This is a genomic window from Arthrobacter oryzae (genome assembly GCF_003634095.1).
Classification (GTDB): domain Bacteria; phylum Actinomycetota; class Actinomycetes; order Actinomycetales; family Micrococcaceae; genus Arthrobacter; species Arthrobacter oryzae.
The window spans coordinates 1-16,360 of record NZ_RBIR01000002.1 but is presented as its reverse complement, the minus strand read 5'-3'; the positions used below and the strand labels follow the sequence as shown (position 1 = coordinate 16,360).

14 protein-coding genes, 1 tRNA gene and 1 pseudogene are annotated in these 16,360 nt (G+C 67.7%); 11 read left to right on the top strand and 5 right to left on the bottom strand.

Translation table 11 applies throughout. The annotated features are described in order from the left end of the window. Window positions 1-98: 98 nt before the first annotated feature. Window positions 99-266, bottom strand: coding sequence for a hypothetical protein (locus C8D78_RS19660; RefSeq protein WP_167467854.1), 168 nt, complete (start codon window positions 264-266; stop codon window positions 99-101). Between the two features lie 93 nt (window positions 267-359). On the opposite strand from C8D78_RS19660, the gene C8D78_RS04440 reads away from it, so the two are divergent. Continuing rightward, window positions 360-1,325, top strand: a complete 966-nt coding sequence (locus C8D78_RS04440; protein WP_120950718.1) for a GlxA family transcriptional regulator — start codon at window positions 360-362, stop codon at window positions 1,323-1,325. Between the two features lie 51 nt (window positions 1,326-1,376). Here C8D78_RS04440 and C8D78_RS04435 read toward each other — a convergent pair whose 3' ends face one another. The 3 genes from C8D78_RS04435 to C8D78_RS04425 all read right to left on the bottom strand — a co-directional run bounded on the left by C8D78_RS04435 (window position 1,377) and on the right by C8D78_RS04425 (window position 3,025). Then, window positions 1,377-1,673: a protealysin inhibitor emfourin gene (locus C8D78_RS04435; protein WP_120950717.1), complete on the bottom strand. Its 297-nt coding sequence runs from the start codon at window positions 1,671-1,673 to the stop codon at window positions 1,377-1,379. A gap of 29 nt (window positions 1,674-1,702) precedes the next feature. Beyond that, the gene (locus C8D78_RS04430) at window positions 1,703-2,779 is read right to left on the bottom strand and encodes a M4 family metallopeptidase (protein WP_120950716.1); all 1,077 of its coding nucleotides are present in this window, start codon (window positions 2,777-2,779) and stop codon (window positions 1,703-1,705) included. A gap of 173 nt (window positions 2,780-2,952) precedes the next feature. After that, window positions 2,953-3,025, bottom strand: a tRNA-Arg gene (locus tag C8D78_RS04425). 183 nt (window positions 3,026-3,208) lie between these two features. On the opposite strand from C8D78_RS04425, the gene argS reads away from it, so the two are divergent. From argS to C8D78_RS04375, 10 genes are all read left to right on the top strand, one after another. Further along, the gene (gene argS / locus C8D78_RS04420; RefSeq protein ID WP_120950715.1) at window positions 3,209-4,873 is read left to right on the top strand and encodes an arginine--tRNA ligase; all 1,665 of its coding nucleotides are present in this window, start codon (window positions 3,209-3,211) and stop codon (window positions 4,871-4,873) included. A gap of 5 nt (window positions 4,874-4,878) precedes the next feature. Further along, window positions 4,879-6,345 carry a diaminopimelate decarboxylase gene (gene lysA, locus C8D78_RS04415; protein WP_120950714.1) on the top strand — a complete coding sequence of 489 codons (1,467 nt, stop codon included), beginning with the start codon at window positions 4,879-4,881 and terminating at the stop codon, window positions 6,343-6,345. After that, window positions 6,346-7,662, top strand: coding sequence for a homoserine dehydrogenase (locus C8D78_RS04410; protein WP_120950713.1), 1,317 nt, complete (start codon window positions 6,346-6,348; stop codon window positions 7,660-7,662). It abuts the gene before it with no gap. Further along, window positions 7,663-8,769: a threonine synthase gene (thrC, locus tag C8D78_RS04405; protein ID WP_120950712.1), complete on the top strand. Its 1,107-nt coding sequence runs from the start codon at window positions 7,663-7,665 to the stop codon at window positions 8,767-8,769. A gap of 2 nt (window positions 8,770-8,771) precedes the next feature. Next, complete coding sequence (gene thrB, locus C8D78_RS04400) at window positions 8,772-9,758, top strand: homoserine kinase (RefSeq protein ID WP_120950711.1); 987 nt, start codon at window positions 8,772-8,774, stop codon at window positions 9,756-9,758. A gap of 320 nt (window positions 9,759-10,078) precedes the next feature. Beyond that, window positions 10,079-12,220 (top strand): transcription termination factor Rho, encoded by a 2,142-nt coding sequence (gene rho, locus C8D78_RS04395; protein WP_120950710.1) that lies wholly within the window; start codon window positions 10,079-10,081, stop codon window positions 12,218-12,220. A 190-nt stretch (window positions 12,221-12,410) separates the two neighbouring features. Beyond that, window positions 12,411-13,484, top strand: coding sequence for a peptide chain release factor 1 (prfA, locus tag C8D78_RS04390; protein ID WP_120950709.1), 1,074 nt, complete (start codon window positions 12,411-12,413; stop codon window positions 13,482-13,484). 17 nt (window positions 13,485-13,501) lie between these two features. After that, window positions 13,502-14,398: a peptide chain release factor N(5)-glutamine methyltransferase gene (prmC, locus tag C8D78_RS04385; RefSeq protein WP_120950708.1), complete on the top strand. Its 897-nt coding sequence runs from the start codon at window positions 13,502-13,504 to the stop codon at window positions 14,396-14,398. Between the two features lie 15 nt (window positions 14,399-14,413). Then, window positions 14,414-15,295, top strand: a complete 882-nt coding sequence (locus C8D78_RS04380) for an L-threonylcarbamoyladenylate synthase (RefSeq protein WP_120950707.1) — start codon at window positions 14,414-14,416, stop codon at window positions 15,293-15,295. Then, on the top strand, window positions 15,292-16,059 hold the full coding sequence (locus tag C8D78_RS04375; RefSeq protein WP_120950706.1) for a WecB/TagA/CpsF family glycosyltransferase: 768 nt from the start codon (window positions 15,292-15,294) through the stop codon (window positions 16,057-16,059). The genes C8D78_RS04380 and C8D78_RS04375 overlap by 4 nt, the downstream gene beginning before the upstream one ends. 17 nt (window positions 16,060-16,076) lie before the next feature. On the opposite strand, the pseudogene C8D78_RS04370 reads toward C8D78_RS04375, so the two are convergent. Then, a pseudogene (locus C8D78_RS04370) lies at window positions 16,077-16,360 on the bottom strand (glycosyl transferase); the annotation flags it as partial.

The following is a 16,360-nucleotide window of genomic DNA, read 5'->3' as shown; positions in this document are numbered from 1 at the left end:
GGACACAGTCTACTTGGGCGCGCCGTCTGCCGGGGGTCCGTGCCCGCGCATGGCGAGGGCCCGGCCGAAGGGGCCGGGCCCGTGATGTTGGTGCGGGGTCAGAAGATCCGCAAGGTGTAGTTGACGCTGGGAAGGTCCCGGGCCATCCAGTACTCGTCCGAGCGGACGGGCGGGGTGTGGCCGAGGCCATCTTTGCGCAGGGCCGAGATCGTGGCGGCGACGACGGCGATGATCAGGATGATGAAGGCGATTCCGAGGAGTTCCATACCTCCATGTTTCGCCTGTGCGCCCACGAAAAAAAGTGGCAGAAATGACCAAAAAGCTATAATTTCTGCCACCGTTTCTGCCACACTGGAACCATGATCAAATCAGTGGCAATGATCGTCGTTCCCAACTTCTCGATCTTCGAATTTGCGACCGCCTTCGAGGTCTTCGGCGTCGACCGCTCGGCCCGCGGAAACGGCGTTCCCGCCTTCGACTTCCGGGTCTGCGCCCCGGAACCGGGCGACATCCCGCTCAAATCCGGCCTGTCCATGCACGTCGCTTTGGGACTGGACGCGGCCGCGGACGCGGACCTGGTGGTGATGGCGCCGTACGGCCGGGACGAGGACGTCCCCGAGGCGGTCCTGGAAACCCTGCGGGCCGCCCACGCCCGCGGCGCCTGGGTGATGTCCATCTGTTCCGGGGCCTTCGCCCTGGCCCGGGCGGGCCTCCTCGACGGCCGCCGGTGCACCACGCACTGGCACTACTCCCAGGAGCTGGCCAGCAAATATCCGGCCGTCCGGGTGGACGAAAACGTCCTGTACGTCGAAGACGGCCGGATCATCACCAGCGCCGGAACGGCCGCGGGGATCGACGCCTCTCTGCACCTGGTCCGCATTGAATTCGGCGCCAAGGTAGCCGCAGCCATCGCCCGGGACATGGTGGTTCCGCCGCACCGCGACGGCGGGCAGGCCCAGTACATCGACAGGCCCATTCCGCAGTGCGGCTCGGAGCCCATGGAACAGCTGCTGCAGTGGATGGTCCGGCACCTTGACGAGGAGCATCCGGTCAACGAGCTGGCGGCCAGGGTCCACATGTCGCCACGGACGTTCGCGCGGCGGTTCAGGTCGGAAACGGGAGCAACCCCGGCCGCGTGGCTCAACTCCCAGCGGGTGCTCCGCGCCCAGGAGCTGCTGGAGAGCACGGAGCTCAATATTGACGAGATCGCCCGGGAGTCCGGCTTCGGGCATTCGGTCCTGTTGCGCCACCACTTTGCGAAGGCGCTGGACACCAGCCCGCAGTCCTACCGGCGCACGTTCCGGGGGCACCTGGCCACGGCATAAGGCAGGGACAGAGCTGGCCATGGCTAGCCCGGCGCCAGCCCTGGACCTTCGCTAGTCCGGGTCCTGTGCCGCTGCCTGCTCTGCCGCGGCCCGGGCGCATTCGACCAAATCGCGCCACGGACCAGTCAGGTCACGCTCGGGCAGGACCGCGCGGCGTTGGTCTGCCCGGATGCTGTACATGAAGCGGTCCGGCTGGCCGGGTGAGCCGCCGGCCCCCGGGACGGAATCCCAGGGGCATGCCTCGATCAGCGGTTGCCACCGGTCGGTGTCCTCGGGCGGCTCGGGCCGGACGGTCCACGTCCGTTGCATTCCGGCCACGCCGCCGCTTCGCTGGACTGTGATTTTCATGAGCCTGCGATCTTCAGGGCCTCGTTCGGTTACACCTTGACCTTTACAGTTTCCCACGCGGACCGGACGGCGTCATGTGCCGCGGAACCGGCACCAAAGAGCTCCTTGGCGGAAGCCGCAGTGGCCCGGGCAAAGGCACCGAACGTGGTGTTCGGCGAGAGCGTGCCGCCGGTCAGGGTCTGGTACCAGATCTGTGCCGGGGCCTCCCAGGCGTTGCCGCCGAGGGCCGTTGCCACCAGGCAGAAAGCGCGGTTGGGAATGCCCGAGTTGATGTGCACACCGCCGTTGTCCGCGCTCGTGCGCACGTACGAATCCATCGAGTCCGGCTGGGGATCCTTGCCCAGGACGTCGTCGTCGTACGCGGTACCCGGTGCCTTCATGGACCGCAGGGCGGTGCCCTGCACCTGGTCCGTGAAAAGTCCCTCGCCGATCAGCCAGCTCGCCTCCGCAGTGGACTGCTGCTTCGCATACTGTTCCACGAGGGCGCCGAAGACATCGGACAAGGATTCGTTGAGGGCCCCGGCCTGGTTGCGGTAGTTGAGGCCGCCCGAGTACTGCGTGACACCGTGGGCGAGCTCGTGGCCGATGACGCTCAGCGATTTCGTGAACCGGCCGAAGACCTCGCCGTCGCCGTCGCCGAACACCATCTGCCGGCCGTCCCAGAACGCGTTGTCATAGCGTTTGCTGTAATGGACCGAGGCCTCGAGGGGCAGCCCGCGTCCATCAATGGAGTCACGGCCAAAGGCGTCGGCGTAGAGCCTGTGAGTGTGCCCAAGCCCGTCATACGCCTCGTCCGTGGCCGGATCCCCGGTGGGTGGCTTGCCCTCCTTGCGGACCGGGCTGCCGGGCAGTTTTTCCAGGGACCGGGCATCGTAAATGGTGCGCTCCGGCGGCGCGGGCGTGGCCCCCCGCACTCCGGGGGGCGCCAGCAGGGACAGCTCCGCCCGGGCTGCATGGAAGGCCGGGACGTGGAGGAGGGCGTTGCGGGCGGCTTCGGCCGCTCCGGAGAGCTCATCCTGGGCAGCCAGCCGGCGGAGCAAGTAGGGCGGAACAATGGAGCAGTGTGGAAAAAAGCGGTCTGGAAAGAAGCGGTGTGGAAAGAACATGTGAGACCCCCTTCATGCGTCGGGGCGTGCAGGGTAGCCCGCCACCGATGAACACAGCCTAAGAGCGGGCACCGACAATTGGCAGGCGGAAAGCCACTGGATTTCCGCGTTCTTTCGCCGGGATTAGACGCAAAAAACCCCGCCACTTCCTTGAAGTGGCGGGGTTCCGCTTGTGCCCTCGATTGGAATCGAACCAACGACCTTCTGCTCCGGAGGCAGACGCTCTATCCCCTGAGCTACGAGGGCATCCGGGGATCCTGCCGTTTCCGGCGGGACGTCCTAGAGCTTAGCAGGAAGGTGGCCTCCAACGGAAAATCGGTCCTCATTTCGTGGCGTTCAGCGCCGCGCGGGGGCGTGTCCCGCGGCCCCCAAAAGTCACGCCCGGCCCCAGATTCCGCCACACCACGGGCCCACCGGTAGGCTAGAAGAGTGACCCCAGAAGAACTCTCCCTTGCCATATCCGCCTGCCTGAAGGACGCCGTCGCGGCCGGCGACATCGCCCTTTCCGCGGCCGAGATCCCGGACGAGGTGCGCGTGGAGCGCCCGAAGAACAGGGACCACGGGGACTGGGCCACCAACGTCGCCCTCCAGCTGGCCAAGGCGGCCGGGACCAACCCGCGGGAGTTCGCATCCGTCCTCAGCGCCCGGCTGAAACTGATCGACGGCGTGTCCGCGGTGGACATCGCCGGCCCCGGCTTCCTGAACATCACAGTGGACGCCGCGGCTGCGGGGACGCTCGCCAAGGCCATCGTCGAGGCAGGTGCGGATTACGGCACCAACACCGCGCTGGCCGGGCACGTAGTCAACATGGAGTTCGTCTCTGCCAACCCCACCGGCCCGCTGCACATCGGCCACACCCGGTGGGCCGCGCTCGGCGACGCAATCGCCCGCATCCTCCGCGCCTCCGGCGCCGACGTGACGGCCGAGTACTACATCAACGACGCCGGATCCCAGATGAATGTGTTCGCGAACTCCGTATACGCCAGGCTGCACGGCCGGGACGTGCCCGAGGGCGGCTACCCCGGCCAGTACATCGCCGATCTGGGCCATGATGTGCTCACCGAGCACCCCGGTATCCGGGAACTGACCGAAGTCGCGGCCCTGCCGGTGATCCGGGGCGCCGCCTACAAAGCGCAGATGCACGACATCAAGCAGACCCTGGCCGGGTTCGGCGTCGACTTTGATGTCTTCTTCTCCGAACAGGAGCTCCACGACGCCGGCGCGATCGAAGACGCCGTCGCCCGTCTGCGCGAACAGGGCCACGTGTTCGACGACGGCGGCGCCGTCTGGCTGCGCACCACCGACTTCGGCGACGACAAGGACCGCGTGATGGTCCGTGCGAACGGCGAGCCGACGTACTTCGCCGCCGACGCGGCGTATTACCTGTCCAAGAAGGACCGCGGCTACACCGAGAAGATCTACCTCCTCGGCGCCGACCACCACGGCTACATCAACCGGCTCAAGGCCATCGCCGCCGCCGCCGGCGACGATCCCGAGGTCAACATCGAGGTCCTGATCGGCCAGCTCGTCTCCGTCAACGGCGCCAAGCTGTCCAAGCGCGCCGGCAACATCATTGAGCTCAAGGACCTCATCTCCTGGCTCGGCAAGGACGCCGTCCGCTACTCGCTGGCGCGGTTCCCGGCCGATTCGCCGCTGACCCTGGACCCGGAGCTGCTGAAGAAGCACAGCAACGAAAACCCGGTGTTCTACGTCCAGTACGCCCACGCGCGCTCCCGCGGCGCCGCCCGCAACGCCGTCGCCGCGGGCGTGGAACGCAGTGTGGACGGCAAGGACAGCTTCGACGCGGCCCTGCTGGACCATGCCACCGAAAACGAACTGCTCTCATATCTGGGCAGCTACCCCTCGGTCGTGGCCAAGGCCGCCGAGCTGCGCGAGCCGCACCGCGTGGCCCGCCACCTCGAAGTCATTGCCGGCGCCTACCATCGCTGGTACGACGCCTGCCGGGTGGCGCCCCAGGGCGAGGACCCCATCACCGACACCAACCGAACCAGGCTGTGGCTCAACGACGCCACCAGCCAGGTGCTGGCCAACGGACTGGAACTGCTGGGCGTCTCGGCGCCGGAACGGATGTAACCGCCATGACATCAAAATCAGGACAGTCCAGCACCGCGGGCTCGCCCCTCGCGCCCGGCTGGCTTGAGGTCCCCGCCGATCTCAACGCCCTCCACGAGCCGCTGTGGGCTGCCGGCGTTGAACGCAATAGCGACGGCGAACTCACCATCGAGGGGCTGACGGTGAGCGAGCTGCAGCGCCAGTACGGCACCCCGCTGTTCGTGCTGAGTGAAACCGACTTCCGGGCCCGGGCCCGGGCCTTCAGTGACGCGTTCAACGACGCCTTCGCCGACATCTGCGGGGGAGTGGACGTCTACTACGCCGGCAAGTCCTTCCTGTGCACGTCGGTGGTCCGCTGGGTTGAGGAAGAGGGGCTGCGCCTGGACACCGCGTCCGGCGGCGAACTCGCCGTTGCCGCCCGCGCCGGCATCCCCGGCGCCGACGTCGCCCTGCACGGCAACAACAAGTCCGACGGCGAAATCCACCGGGCGCTCGACATGCAACTGGGCCGGATCGTGGTGGACAGCCTCGACGAACTCGACCGCGTCGCGGCGATCGCCGCCAACCGGGGGGACACCGCCAAGGTCATGCTCCGGCTGACCCCCGGCGTACACGCCCACACCCACGAATTCATCGCCACCGCCCATGAGGACCAGAAGTTCGGCCTCTCCATGGCCGGGGACTCCACCGAGAAGGCCGGGCTTTCCGCGGCCGAGGAAGCTGTGGCCGCGGCGGTCCGGCACGGGAGTATCGATCTGCTGGGCCTGCACTGCCACATCGGCTCCCAGATTTTCGAGCCCGACGGCTTCGCCCTCGCCGCGGAAAAGCTGCTGGATTTCCTGGCGGCGATGCAGACAAAGTACTCCATCGTGCTGCCCGAGCTCGATCTGGGTGGCGGCTACGGCATCGCCTACACCCCCGTTGACACCCCGCGCCCGGCCGCCGAGATCGCGCAGGCGATGGCCGCCGTCGTCCGTTCCAAGTGCGCCGCGCTGGGTATTTCCGCCCCCCGGATCTCGATCGAGCCGGGCCGCGCGATCGTCGGAAGCACCACATTCACGCTGTACGAGGTCGGCACGCTCAAGACCGTCCGGGTGGATTCCCCGGGCGCCGGCGGCGACGTTACGCACCCCCGCCGGTATGTGTCGGTGGACGGCGGGATGAGCGATAACCCCCGGCCGGTGCTGTACGACGCGGATTATTCGGCAATTCTCGCCTCGCGGGCCTCGGACGCCGCCCCGCAGCTGTCCCGAGTAGTGGGCAAACATTGCGAGAGCGGCGACATAGTTGTTAGAGATGTATATCTGCCCAAGGACGTGGCAGCCGGTGATCTGCTTGCTGTACCGGGGACCGGCGCCTACTGCTGGGCCCTGTCAAGCAACTACAACTATCTGGCCCGGCCGGGCGTCGTCGCTGTCCGCGACGGATCTGCCCGGCTCATTGTCCGCGGGGAAACCGAAGAAGATCTGCTCAACCGCGACATGGGAGTCTGAATGACCGAATTGCGAACCCTGAAAGTGGCCCTGCTGGGCTGTGGCAACGTCGGGGCTCAGGTTGCGCGGATTCTCATTGACGACGCCGGCGCCCTCGCCTCCCGGACCGGCGCCCGCCTCGAACTGGCCGGCATCGCGGTGCGCAACCTCGAAGCCGAACGCGACGTCGAGTTGCCGCAGGAGCTGTTCACGACGGACGCCGAAACCCTGGTCAAGGACGCGGACCTCGTCATCGAGCTCATGGGCGGCATAGAGCCGGCACGCACCCTGATCCTCACCGCCATGCGCAACGGGGCCTGCGTTGTCACCGGCAACAAGGCGCTCCTGGCCCAGGACGGCCCCACACTGTACGAGGAAGCGGACAAGGCCGGTGTACAGCTGTCCTACGAGGCCGCCGTCGCCGGCGCGATCCCCATCCTGCGGCCCATCCGCGACAGCCTCTCCGGCGACCGGATCACCCGGGTGCTCGGGATCGTCAACGGAACAACCAACTTCATCCTTGACCAGATGGACTCCACGGGCGCGCAGTTCGCGGACGCGCTGGCCGAGGCGCAGCGCCTGGGCTACGCCGAAGCCGATCCCACGGCCGACGTCGAGGGCTACGACGCCGCCGCCAAGGCCGCGATCCTTGCCTCACTGTCCTTCCACACCCGGTTCGCCCTGGAAGACGTCTCCTGCGAGGGCATCACGGCGGTCAGCGCGGCCGATATCGCCGCCGCGAAGGAGGCAGGCTTCGTCATCAAGCTGCTGGCGATCGCGGAGAAGCTGACGGACGAGGACGGCAAGACCGGCGTCTCCGTCCGCGTGCATCCCACGCTGCTGCCCCGCGAACACCCCCTCGCCGCCGTCCGCGGTGCGTTCAACGCCGTCTTCATCGAAGCCGAGAACGCCGGCGAACTCATGTTCTACGGCCAGGGTGCCGGCGGAACCCCGACGGCTTCCGCCGTGCTGGGCGACCTCGTCTCCGCGGCCCGCCGGATTGTCCTCGGCGGCCCCGGCCGGACCGAAACCACCACCGGGCACGTGCCCGCGCTACCCATCGCCGCAGCCGTCACAAGCTACTACATCGGACTCGACGTCGCGGACCAGCCCGGCGTCCTTGCCCGGATCGCCCAGCTCTTCGCGGAGCACGGCGTGTCCATCGAGATCATGCGCCAGACCATTCACCGCGACGCCGACTCCAACGTGGAGTCGGCCGAGCTGCGGATCGTGACACACCGTGCCCGCGAATCCGCACTTGCAGCAACCGTCGAGGCCGTCAAAGGCCTGGACGTCATCAATTCCGTCACATCCGTACTCCGGGTAGAAGGGGTCTAAGTGGCTCACCAATGGCGCGGTGTCATCCGCGAATACGCTGATCGTCTTCCTGTCACGGAAGCCACTAAGGTCATCACCCTGGGCGAGGGAGGCACCCCGCTGGTGCACGCCCGCCACCTCTCCGAACTCACGGGCAGCACTGTCTACCTCAAGGTCGAAGGCATGAACCCGACCGGTTCCTTCAAGGACCGCGGCATGACCATGGCCATGACGGCAGCGGTGGCCGCCGGTGCCAAGGCCGTGGTCTGCGCGTCCACCGGCAACACCTCGGCGTCGGCCGCGGCGTACGCGACGGCGGCCGGGCTGCAGTGCGCCGTGCTCGTCCCGGAGGGCAAGATCTCCATGGGCAAACTCAGCCAGGCAATCGCTCACGGAGCGACGCTGCTGCAGGTCGACGGCAACTTCGACGACTGCCTGGACATCGCCCGCAAGCTCGGCGAGTCCTACCCGGTGTTCCTGGTCAACTCCGTCAACCCGGCCCGGATCGAGGGCCAGAAGACCGGTGCCTTCGAGGTGGTCGACTCCCTCGGCGACGCCCCGGACTTCCACGTCCTTCCCGTGGGAAACGCCGGCAACATCAGCGCCTACTGGAAGGGCTACAAGGAGTACGCGGCGGCGTTTGAATCTCCCACCGCCGGATCGCTGCCCGCCGTCGCCACGAAGACCCCGGTGATGTGGGGCTTCCAGGCCGCCGGGGCGGCCCCGTTCGTCGCCGGCCACCCCATCACCGAACCCGACACCATCGCCACGGCGATCCGGATCGGCAACCCGGCCTCCTGGGACACCGCCGTGGCGGCCCGGGACGAATCCGGCGGCGTGATCGAGGCCGTCACGGACGAGGAAATCCTGTCCGCGCACCGCTGGCTGTCCGCCCGGGAAGGCGTCTTCGTGGAGCCCGGCTCCGCCGCCGGCGTCGCGGGACTGATCAAGAAGCACGCCGCCGGGGAAGTGCCGGCCGGCAAGACGATCGTGATCACGGTGACCGGCCACGGCCTGAAGGACCCGCAGTGGGCCCTGCGTACCGAGGACGGCAGCGACGTGCAGCCGGTCAAGGTCTCCAACGACGTCGTCACCGTCGCCGCCGCACTGGGACTGGAAGAAAAATAACGTTGGAAACCACCCTCACCGTCCCGGCCGAATCAGCTGCCGGCTCCCCGGCCGTTCCGGCCGGCCAGCTGGTCACCGTGCGGGTGCCGGCCACCAGCGCCAACCTGGGGCCTGGGTACGACAGCCTCGGCCTGGCACTGACGCTGCATGACACGCTCACCGTGGAAACCCTCGCCAGCGGCGAACTTGAATTCGAGCTCAGCGGCGAGGGCGCCGAATCGCTGCCCCGCGACGCGACCCACCTCGTGGTCAAGGCGCTCACCGAGGCACTGCACCGTCTGGGATTCCGGCACGAGGGCCTCCGCATCACGGCGGACAACGTCAATCCTCACGGACGCGGCCTGGGTTCCTCGGCCTCGGCCGTGGTGGCCGCGGTCAGCGCCGCGAATGCCCTGGTTCCGGAGGCGTCGCGCCGCGGCCGGGACTGGATCCTGCAGCTCACGAGCGAAATGGAAGGCCACCCGGACAACGTCGCACCCGCCATTTTCGGCGGACTGGCGCTGTCATGGCAGGACAGTGACCAGTACAGCAGCACGTGCGCGACCGTGGCGGACACGGTAATTCCCGTCGTCGCCGTCCCGGACTACGAGCTCTCCACCGAAGCTGCCCGGGCGCTGCTGCCGGCCTCGGTGGGCCACCACGCCGCGGCGATGAACTCCGGACGCGCCGCGCTGCTGATCCATGCGCTGACCACAAACCCGGAATTCCTGCTGCCCGGCACTGAGGACTACCTGCACCAGAGCTACCGTGCCGATGCCATGCGGCCCAGCGCCGAGCTGATTGCCGCGCTGCGGCGCGCCGGTCACGCCGCCGTCGTGTCCGGCGCCGGGCCCACCGTCTTGGTCCTGGCCAACGGGGAAACGGAAGCCCGCGAGGTGGTGGACTTCATCAGTGCCCACACCGCGGGCAACACGCCGGAAGTGGGCTGGCGCGTGATGAAGCTGGCCGTGGACGTCGAAGGTGCTAAAGTGGAAGTGCACCGGCGGTAAATACGCAGGCGGTAAATTAGTAACCGTTGTAAGACCGCGATGTTGGCCACGTAGCCTCTCTCATCTTTCACTGCGCGATATTTTCCGGTGCCACCTGCTTTCGGTCTGACGCAGGAATCAGCAGAATTGCTCTGCCCCCTGAAACGTCAGCCCGCCGTTCCTCATTTCTCGGATCGTGCATGGTGAAGCAGTATCCGGCCCTGCTGGCCGAATTCCATCCGGCAAGGCCGAAATCACGGCTGCAGATCTGAACTGCAGCCCAGATCAAATCACCGCGTCCAGCTCTTAGCCTGGACGCCGTCGAGGGGGAAGGATCCTTCGTGACCGAAACCACTGAGCTGTCTCCGGCTGTGGATACAACTTCTGCTGCCGGATCATCGGCAGCACCCGCCAAGAGCAGCGGCCTTGCAGGCCTCAAGCTCGCCCAACTCCAGGCTCTCGCCAGCCAGCTGGGCATTTCCGGCGGGTCCCGCATGCGCAAGGGCGATCTGGTCACGGCCATTTCCGCCCATCGTGCAGGCACGCCAGTAAGCAAGGCTCCGGCCCGCGCTGCTGAGAAGGCGAGCGATAACGGCGCCGTGGCCCATGCGGCTGCCGCGCCTGTAGCCGGCGACGCCGCCGCACAGGCCGGTGACACCGCCGCACAGGAAAGCCCCCGTGCTCGCCGCGGCCGCAGCCGCCGTGCAGGCAGCGACGGGGTGGTCACCACGGCCGCCGCAGAGGCACCCGCCGCGGCCCCGGTGGAGGCCCCCGCGGTTTCCACTGAATCCGGGACTTCGGAATCCGGCGCCGCTTCCGGTACGGAAAGCAGCGACCGCACGCGGCAGCCGCGCACCCGCAACCGCCGCCGTGGCGAAGCCGCAGCGCAGTCCGCCGAGTCTGCCGGCCAGAGCGAGGCACCGGCCGAACAGCCTGCCGCTGAGCAGCGCACCGAAACCCGCGCCGAACAGCGCACTGAACAGCGCGAACAGCGCACAGAACAGCGCGAACAGCGCCAGGGCGAGCAGGGCAGCGAAGACGGCCAGCGCCGCGACACCGCCCGCACCCGCGGCGGCCGCGACGAAACCGCCGGCACCCGCGAAAACACCCGCGACAGTGCCCGCGATAGCGACGACAACGACGGCGGAAGCCGCCGGAACCGCCGCAACCGTCGTGACCGCAACGACCGCGGTGACCGCCAGGGCGGCCAGCAGGACAGCCGCGACAACTCGCGCAACGACCGCTTCCGCGACCGCAACGACCGCCGCCGCGGACGCCAGCAGGGACCCGACGTCGACGACGTCGAGGTCACCGAGGACGATGTCCTCCTGCCGGTCGCCGGTATCCTCGACGTGCTGGAGAACTACGCGTTCATCCGCACCTCGGGCTACCTCCCGGGCCCGAACGACGTCTACGTCTCCCTCGCCCAGGTCAAGAAGTACAACCTGCGCAAGGGCGATGCCTGCGTCGGCGCCATCCGGGCACCGCGTGAAGGCGAGGACCGCAGCCAGCAGTCCGCCCGCCAGAAGTTCAACGCCCTGGTCCGCGTCACCTCGGTGAACGGCAAGACCCCGGAAGAACTCAAGGACCGCGTCGAATTCGCGAAGCTCGTCCCGCTGTACCCCTCCGAGCGCCTGCGCCTCGAGACGGACCCGAAGAAGATCGGCCCCCGCGTCATCGACCTCGTGGCCCCGATCGGCAAGGGCCAGCGTGGCCTCATCGTTTCGCCGCCGAAGGCCGGCAAGACGCTGATCCTGCAGTCCATCGCCAACGCCATCACCACCAACAATCCTGAGGTCCACCTCATGATGGTGCTTGTTGACGAACGCCCCGAAGAAGTCACGGACATGCAGCGCACCGTCAAGGGTGAGGTCATTGCCTCCACCTTCGACCGCCCGGCCGATGACCACACCACCGTCGCCGAACTTTCCATCGAGCGCGCCAAGCGCCTCGTGGAAATGGGCATGGACGTTGTGGTGCTCCTGGACTCCATGACCCGTCTGGGCCGTGCCTACAACCTGGCAGCCCCGGCCTCCGGCCGCATCCTGTCCGGTGGCGTGGACTCCGCCGCGCTGTACCCGCCGAAGCGTTTCTTCGGTGCAGCCCGCAACATCGAAAACGGTGGCTCGCTGACCATCCTGGCAACCGCGCTCGTCGAGACCGGCTCCAAGATGGACGAAGTCATCTTCGAAGAGTTCAAGGGCACCGGCAACATGGAACTGCGCCTGTCCCGCCAGCTGGCTGACAAGCGCATCTTCCCGGCCGTGGACGTCAACGCGTCCGGCACCCGCCGCGAAGAGAACCTGCTTTCCCCCGAGGAAGTCAAGATCATGTGGAAGCTGCGCCGCGTCCTCTCCGGACTCGAAACGCAGCAGAGCCTTGAGCTGCTGACCAACAAGATCCGGGAGACCCAGAGCAACGTCGAGTTCCTCATGCAGGTACAGAAGACCACGCTTGGTGCGAAGTCCGATAACGACAAGTAGCGTCGCGTAACCGCTCGAAAATTGGCGGCCCTTCCCGGGCCGCCAATTTCCCGGGCGGTTGTTGCGTTAACCGGTCCCCGCTTCAACAGCAACGCGGGGTCACATCCGGCCCATCCGGGCCCTTGGGATGGGCGGTAAGTGACCCCGCGTTGCAGTAACTAGACTTGAGAGAGTCGAAAGAGGTTTTGAAATGTTTGAGTCCGTACAGGGCCTGTTGGATGAGCATGACTCTATCCAGGCCCAGCTTGGGGATCCTGCCGTTTACGCTGACCAGCGGCTCGCCCGGAAACTGGGCCGGCGTTCGGCCCAGCTGAACGGCATTGTGGAGGCGTACCACCGCTGGGAGGGCATCCGCGATGATCTGGCGGCTGCCAAGGAAATGGCGGACGAGGACCCCGAGTTTGCCGCGGAGGTGCCCGAGCTGGAGGCTGAGCTGGAGACGGCGGCGGCCAAGCTGCGCCGGCTCCTGATCCCGCGCGACCCGGACGATGCCCGCAACGTGATCCTCGAGGTCAAGGGCGGCGAAGGCGGCGACGAGGCCGCACTGTTCGCCGCGGACCTGCTCCGGATGTACAGCCGGTATGCGGAATCACGGGGCTGGAAGACGGAGATCATCTCCGCCACCGAATCGGACCTTGGCGGCTACAAGGACGTCCAGATGGCCGTCAAGGGCAACTCGAACGATCCTGCCGAGGGCGTGTACGCGCGGCTGAAGTTCGAAGGCGGCGTGCACCGCGTGCAGCGCGTCCCCGTGACGGAATCCCAGGGCCGCATCCACACCTCGGCCGCCGGAGTGCTGGTGCTGCCCGAAGTGGACGAGCCCGAAGAACTCGAGATCAACCAGAACGACCTCAAGATCGACGTCTACCGCTCCTCCGGGCCCGGCGGGCAGTCGGTCAACACCACCGACTCGGCCGTTCGCATCACCCACCTTCCGACCGGCATCGTGGTGGCCATGCAGAACGAGAAATCACAGCTGCAGAACCGCGAAGCCGGCATGCGCGTGCTGCGCGCCCGCATCCTGGCGCACCAGCAGGAACTGATCGACGCCGAGAACTCTGCGCAGCGCAAGTCGCAGATCCGCACCATGGACCGTTCCGAGCGGATCCGCACCTACAACTACCCGGAAAACCGGATCGCGGACCACCGCACCGGCTACAAGGCCTACAACCTGGACCAGGTCATGAACGGAGACCTGGAACCGGTCATCCAGTCGGCCATCGAACTGGACGAGCAGTCCAGGCTCGACGCCATCGGGGAATAGGTGCGGTCGACCCCGTGATGACAGCAGGCAGTGTGAGCCTCGCGGAGGCGGTCCGGGAGGCGACGGCGGTCCTGGCCGCGGCCGGCGTGCCCACCCCGCGCGTCGACGCCGAGCTTCTGGCCGAGCACCTGCTCGGCGTCGGACTCGGCCGGCTGCGTGCGCTGATGCTCGGCGATTCGCCGGCCCCGGACGGCTACGCCGACCTCGTCGCCGAACGCGCGCAGCGGACCCCGCTGCAGCACATTACGGGCGTGGCGCATTTCCGCTACCTCCAGCTTGCCGTCGGACCCGGCGTCTTCATTCCGCGGCCCGAAACCGAATCAGTGGTGCAGCTGGTGATTGACTGGCTCAGCGACCGGCAGCGGCGGCAGGGCCTGACTCACCCCAAGGTCGTGGACCTGGGCACCGGATCCGGCGCCATCGCCGGGTCGATCGCGCACGAGGTTCCCGGCGCGGAAGTCCATGCGGTGGAGTACAGCGAATTCGCGCACGCCTGGGCCGCGAAAAACCTGGCTCACCTCGGCGTCCACCTCATCCGTGGCGACCTCCGTGACGCGCTGCCGGAGCACAACGGCACCTTCGACGTCGTCGTGTCCAACCCGCCCTACATCCCCGCCGAAGCCATCCCGAACGAACCCGAAGTGGCCCTCCATGATCCGCCGGAGGCACTGTACGGCGGGGGAGCGGACGGCATGGAACTTCCGACGGCGGCTGCCGCTTCCGCAGCCCGGCTGCTGGTTCCCGGCGGCTACTTCGTGATGGAGCACGCCGAGGTCCAGTCGGGCTGGATTGCCGCCATGCTGAACCGCAGCGGGAGCTTCACCGAGGTGACCACGCACCAGGACCTCAACGGCAAGGACCGAGCCACGAGTGCAGTACTCGCCGGCCCCGGCTCAAAGCTACGCGACAAGTGATGAAAGAATAGGCCAGTGACGACTAGCTACGATTGCACGGCAGCTGAGCAGCGCGCCGCAGGACTCGAACACGCCCAGCGGGCCATCCGCGAGAACAAGTGCGTGGTCTTCCCCACCGACACCGTTTACGGCATTGCCGCCGATGCCTTTTCGCCCCTGGCCGTGACCATGCTGCTGGCGTCCAAGGGCCGCAGCCGAAAGATGCCGCCGCCTGTGCTGATCCCCAGGCTGAACGCCCTCGACGGGCTCGCCACCGATGTTCCGGCCGAGGCGCGGCGGCTGGCCGAGGCGTTCTGGCCAGGCGGGCTGACCCTGATCCTGCACGCCCAGCCGTCGCTGGACTGGGATCTCGGCGAGACCAGGGGCACCGTTGCCCTGCGGATCCCGGCCGACGAGATCGCCCAGGACCTGCTGACACTCACCGGGCCCCTCGCCGTGTCCTCCGCGAACCGCACCGGACAAGCCGCGGCCCGGACTGCGGCGGAGGCCGAGGCGCAGCTGGCCGAATCCGTGGAGGTTTACCTCGAGGGCGGAGCCCGGCCCGCCGAAGGTGCCGAAGCCCTCGCCTCGACCATCGTCGACGCGACGGCCCTGCCGTTGCGCGTGGTCCGGCAGGGAGCCATTAGCCTCGAACGCCTGCGCGGCGTGGTTCCCGGACTGGTGGACATCGACGGCAACGCTCCCGCACCTGCCGACGTCGAGCCTGCCGACTCGGAGCCCGACGTCGAGCCTGCCGGTGCTAAGCCTGCCGACGCCGAGCCTGCTGCGGCGGAGCCTGCCGCCGCCCCCGCCGACGCGGGGCCTGCCGGTGCTAAGCCCGCCGACGCACCTGCCGACGTCGAGCCTGCCGACGCGGAGTCAGATACAGTTCCGGGCGCAGGGTCCGGATCCGCATGACGCTGGAGCGCCAGCCTGTCTCCTTCCTCGACGTTGACGCGACCCCCCTGACGGTTCCCGAGCTGACTGCTGTCCTCGGCGCCTTTATCGCCGAGGGCGGGACCAAATTCGTGGTGGGGCACAACCTGCACAGCGTGACGCTGCTGCACTCCGATCCGGCCTTCCGTTCGTTCTATGAGAACAGCGACGTGGTGCTGATCGACGGCGCGCCGGTGCTGTGGCTGTGGGCCAAGGCCTGCGGAGAGGGCGGCGGCGCGGGACCGGTCATGGATTATCGGCTGGGATCGACCGACTGGATTCCCGCCTTGGGCGGCGTTGCGGGCCTCGAACGGATCGCCGTGATCGGTGCCGGTGCCGTGGCCAACGCCGGCGCCGTGGCCAAGCTGAGGCAGATCATTCCGGGAGCCAGCGTCGAAGGCATGCCCGGCGAGGGCTGGAATGCCGACGTTGAAGAAGCCGCCGTCGAATGGCTATCCGGGTTCCGTCCGCAGCTTGTGCTCCTTGGCCTCGGCATGCCGCTGCAGGAGCAGGTTCTGGCGCGCCGGCGTGGCACTCTCCCGCCGGCGGTCTATTGCGCCGTCGGAGGCGCCATCGAGCAGATTGCCGGCGTCCAGAAACTGGCGCCGCGCTGGATCGGGCGTCTGGGGCTTGAGTGGGCCTGGCGGCTCATGCTCCACCCGCAGCGGGTGGCGTACCGGGTGTTCGTCGAGCCCTGGGTCCTGCTGGGCCTCCTGCTGCGCCGTCGGCTCCGCCGGAAGCCATAGGCCCGCCGGGGGACCGGTCAGAAGGTCTGGTCCTCCAGCGGACCGAAGCCCTTGCCGCGGAGCCCGGTGGAAAACGCCCGGAACCAGTCGGCGAGACCACGGAAGTCGCCGCGGCGCAGGAAATAACCGAGGTAACCGCCCACATCCGCGACGAAGGACTTGACCCGGAAGTGGCGGCGGATCATGTAGCCGCGGTTCCGGTAGTAGAAGTAGCGCTTGAAGGCGGAATCCGGAACGATCACGTGCCACCGGGCGCCGAAGACGTGTTTGGTTTCGGAAAACGCGTGCGGATGGGTGATGG

Bases quoted from the DNA above. Each gene is read 5' to 3' on its own strand.
- C8D78_RS04410 (WP_120950713.1), top strand. From the start codon at position 6,346: ATGACCGAATTGCGAACCCTGAAAGTGGCCCTGCTGGGCTGTGGCAAC.
- C8D78_RS04440 (WP_120950718.1), top strand. From the start codon at position 360: ATGATCAAATCAGTGGCAATGATCGTCGTTCCCAACTTCTCGATCTTC.
- C8D78_RS04430 (WP_120950716.1), bottom strand. From the start codon at position 2,779: ATGTTCTTTCCACACCGCTTCTTTCCAGACCGCTTTTTTCCACACTGC.
- prfA (WP_120950709.1), top strand. From the start codon at position 12,411: ATGTTTGAGTCCGTACAGGGCCTGTTGGATGAGCATGACTCTATCCAG.
- C8D78_RS04375 (WP_120950706.1), top strand. From the start codon at position 15,292: ATGACGCTGGAGCGCCAGCCTGTCTCCTTCCTCGACGTTGACGCGACC.
- lysA (WP_120950714.1), top strand. From the start codon at position 4,879: ATGACATCAAAATCAGGACAGTCCAGCACCGCGGGCTCGCCCCTCGCG.
- C8D78_RS04435 (WP_120950717.1), bottom strand. From the start codon at position 1,673: ATGAAAATCACAGTCCAGCGAAGCGGCGGCGTGGCCGGAATGCAACGG.
- C8D78_RS19660 (WP_167467854.1), bottom strand. From the start codon at position 266: ATGGAACTCCTCGGAATCGCCTTCATCATCCTGATCATCGCCGTCGTC.
- prmC (WP_120950708.1), top strand. From the start codon at position 13,502: ATGACAGCAGGCAGTGTGAGCCTCGCGGAGGCGGTCCGGGAGGCGACG.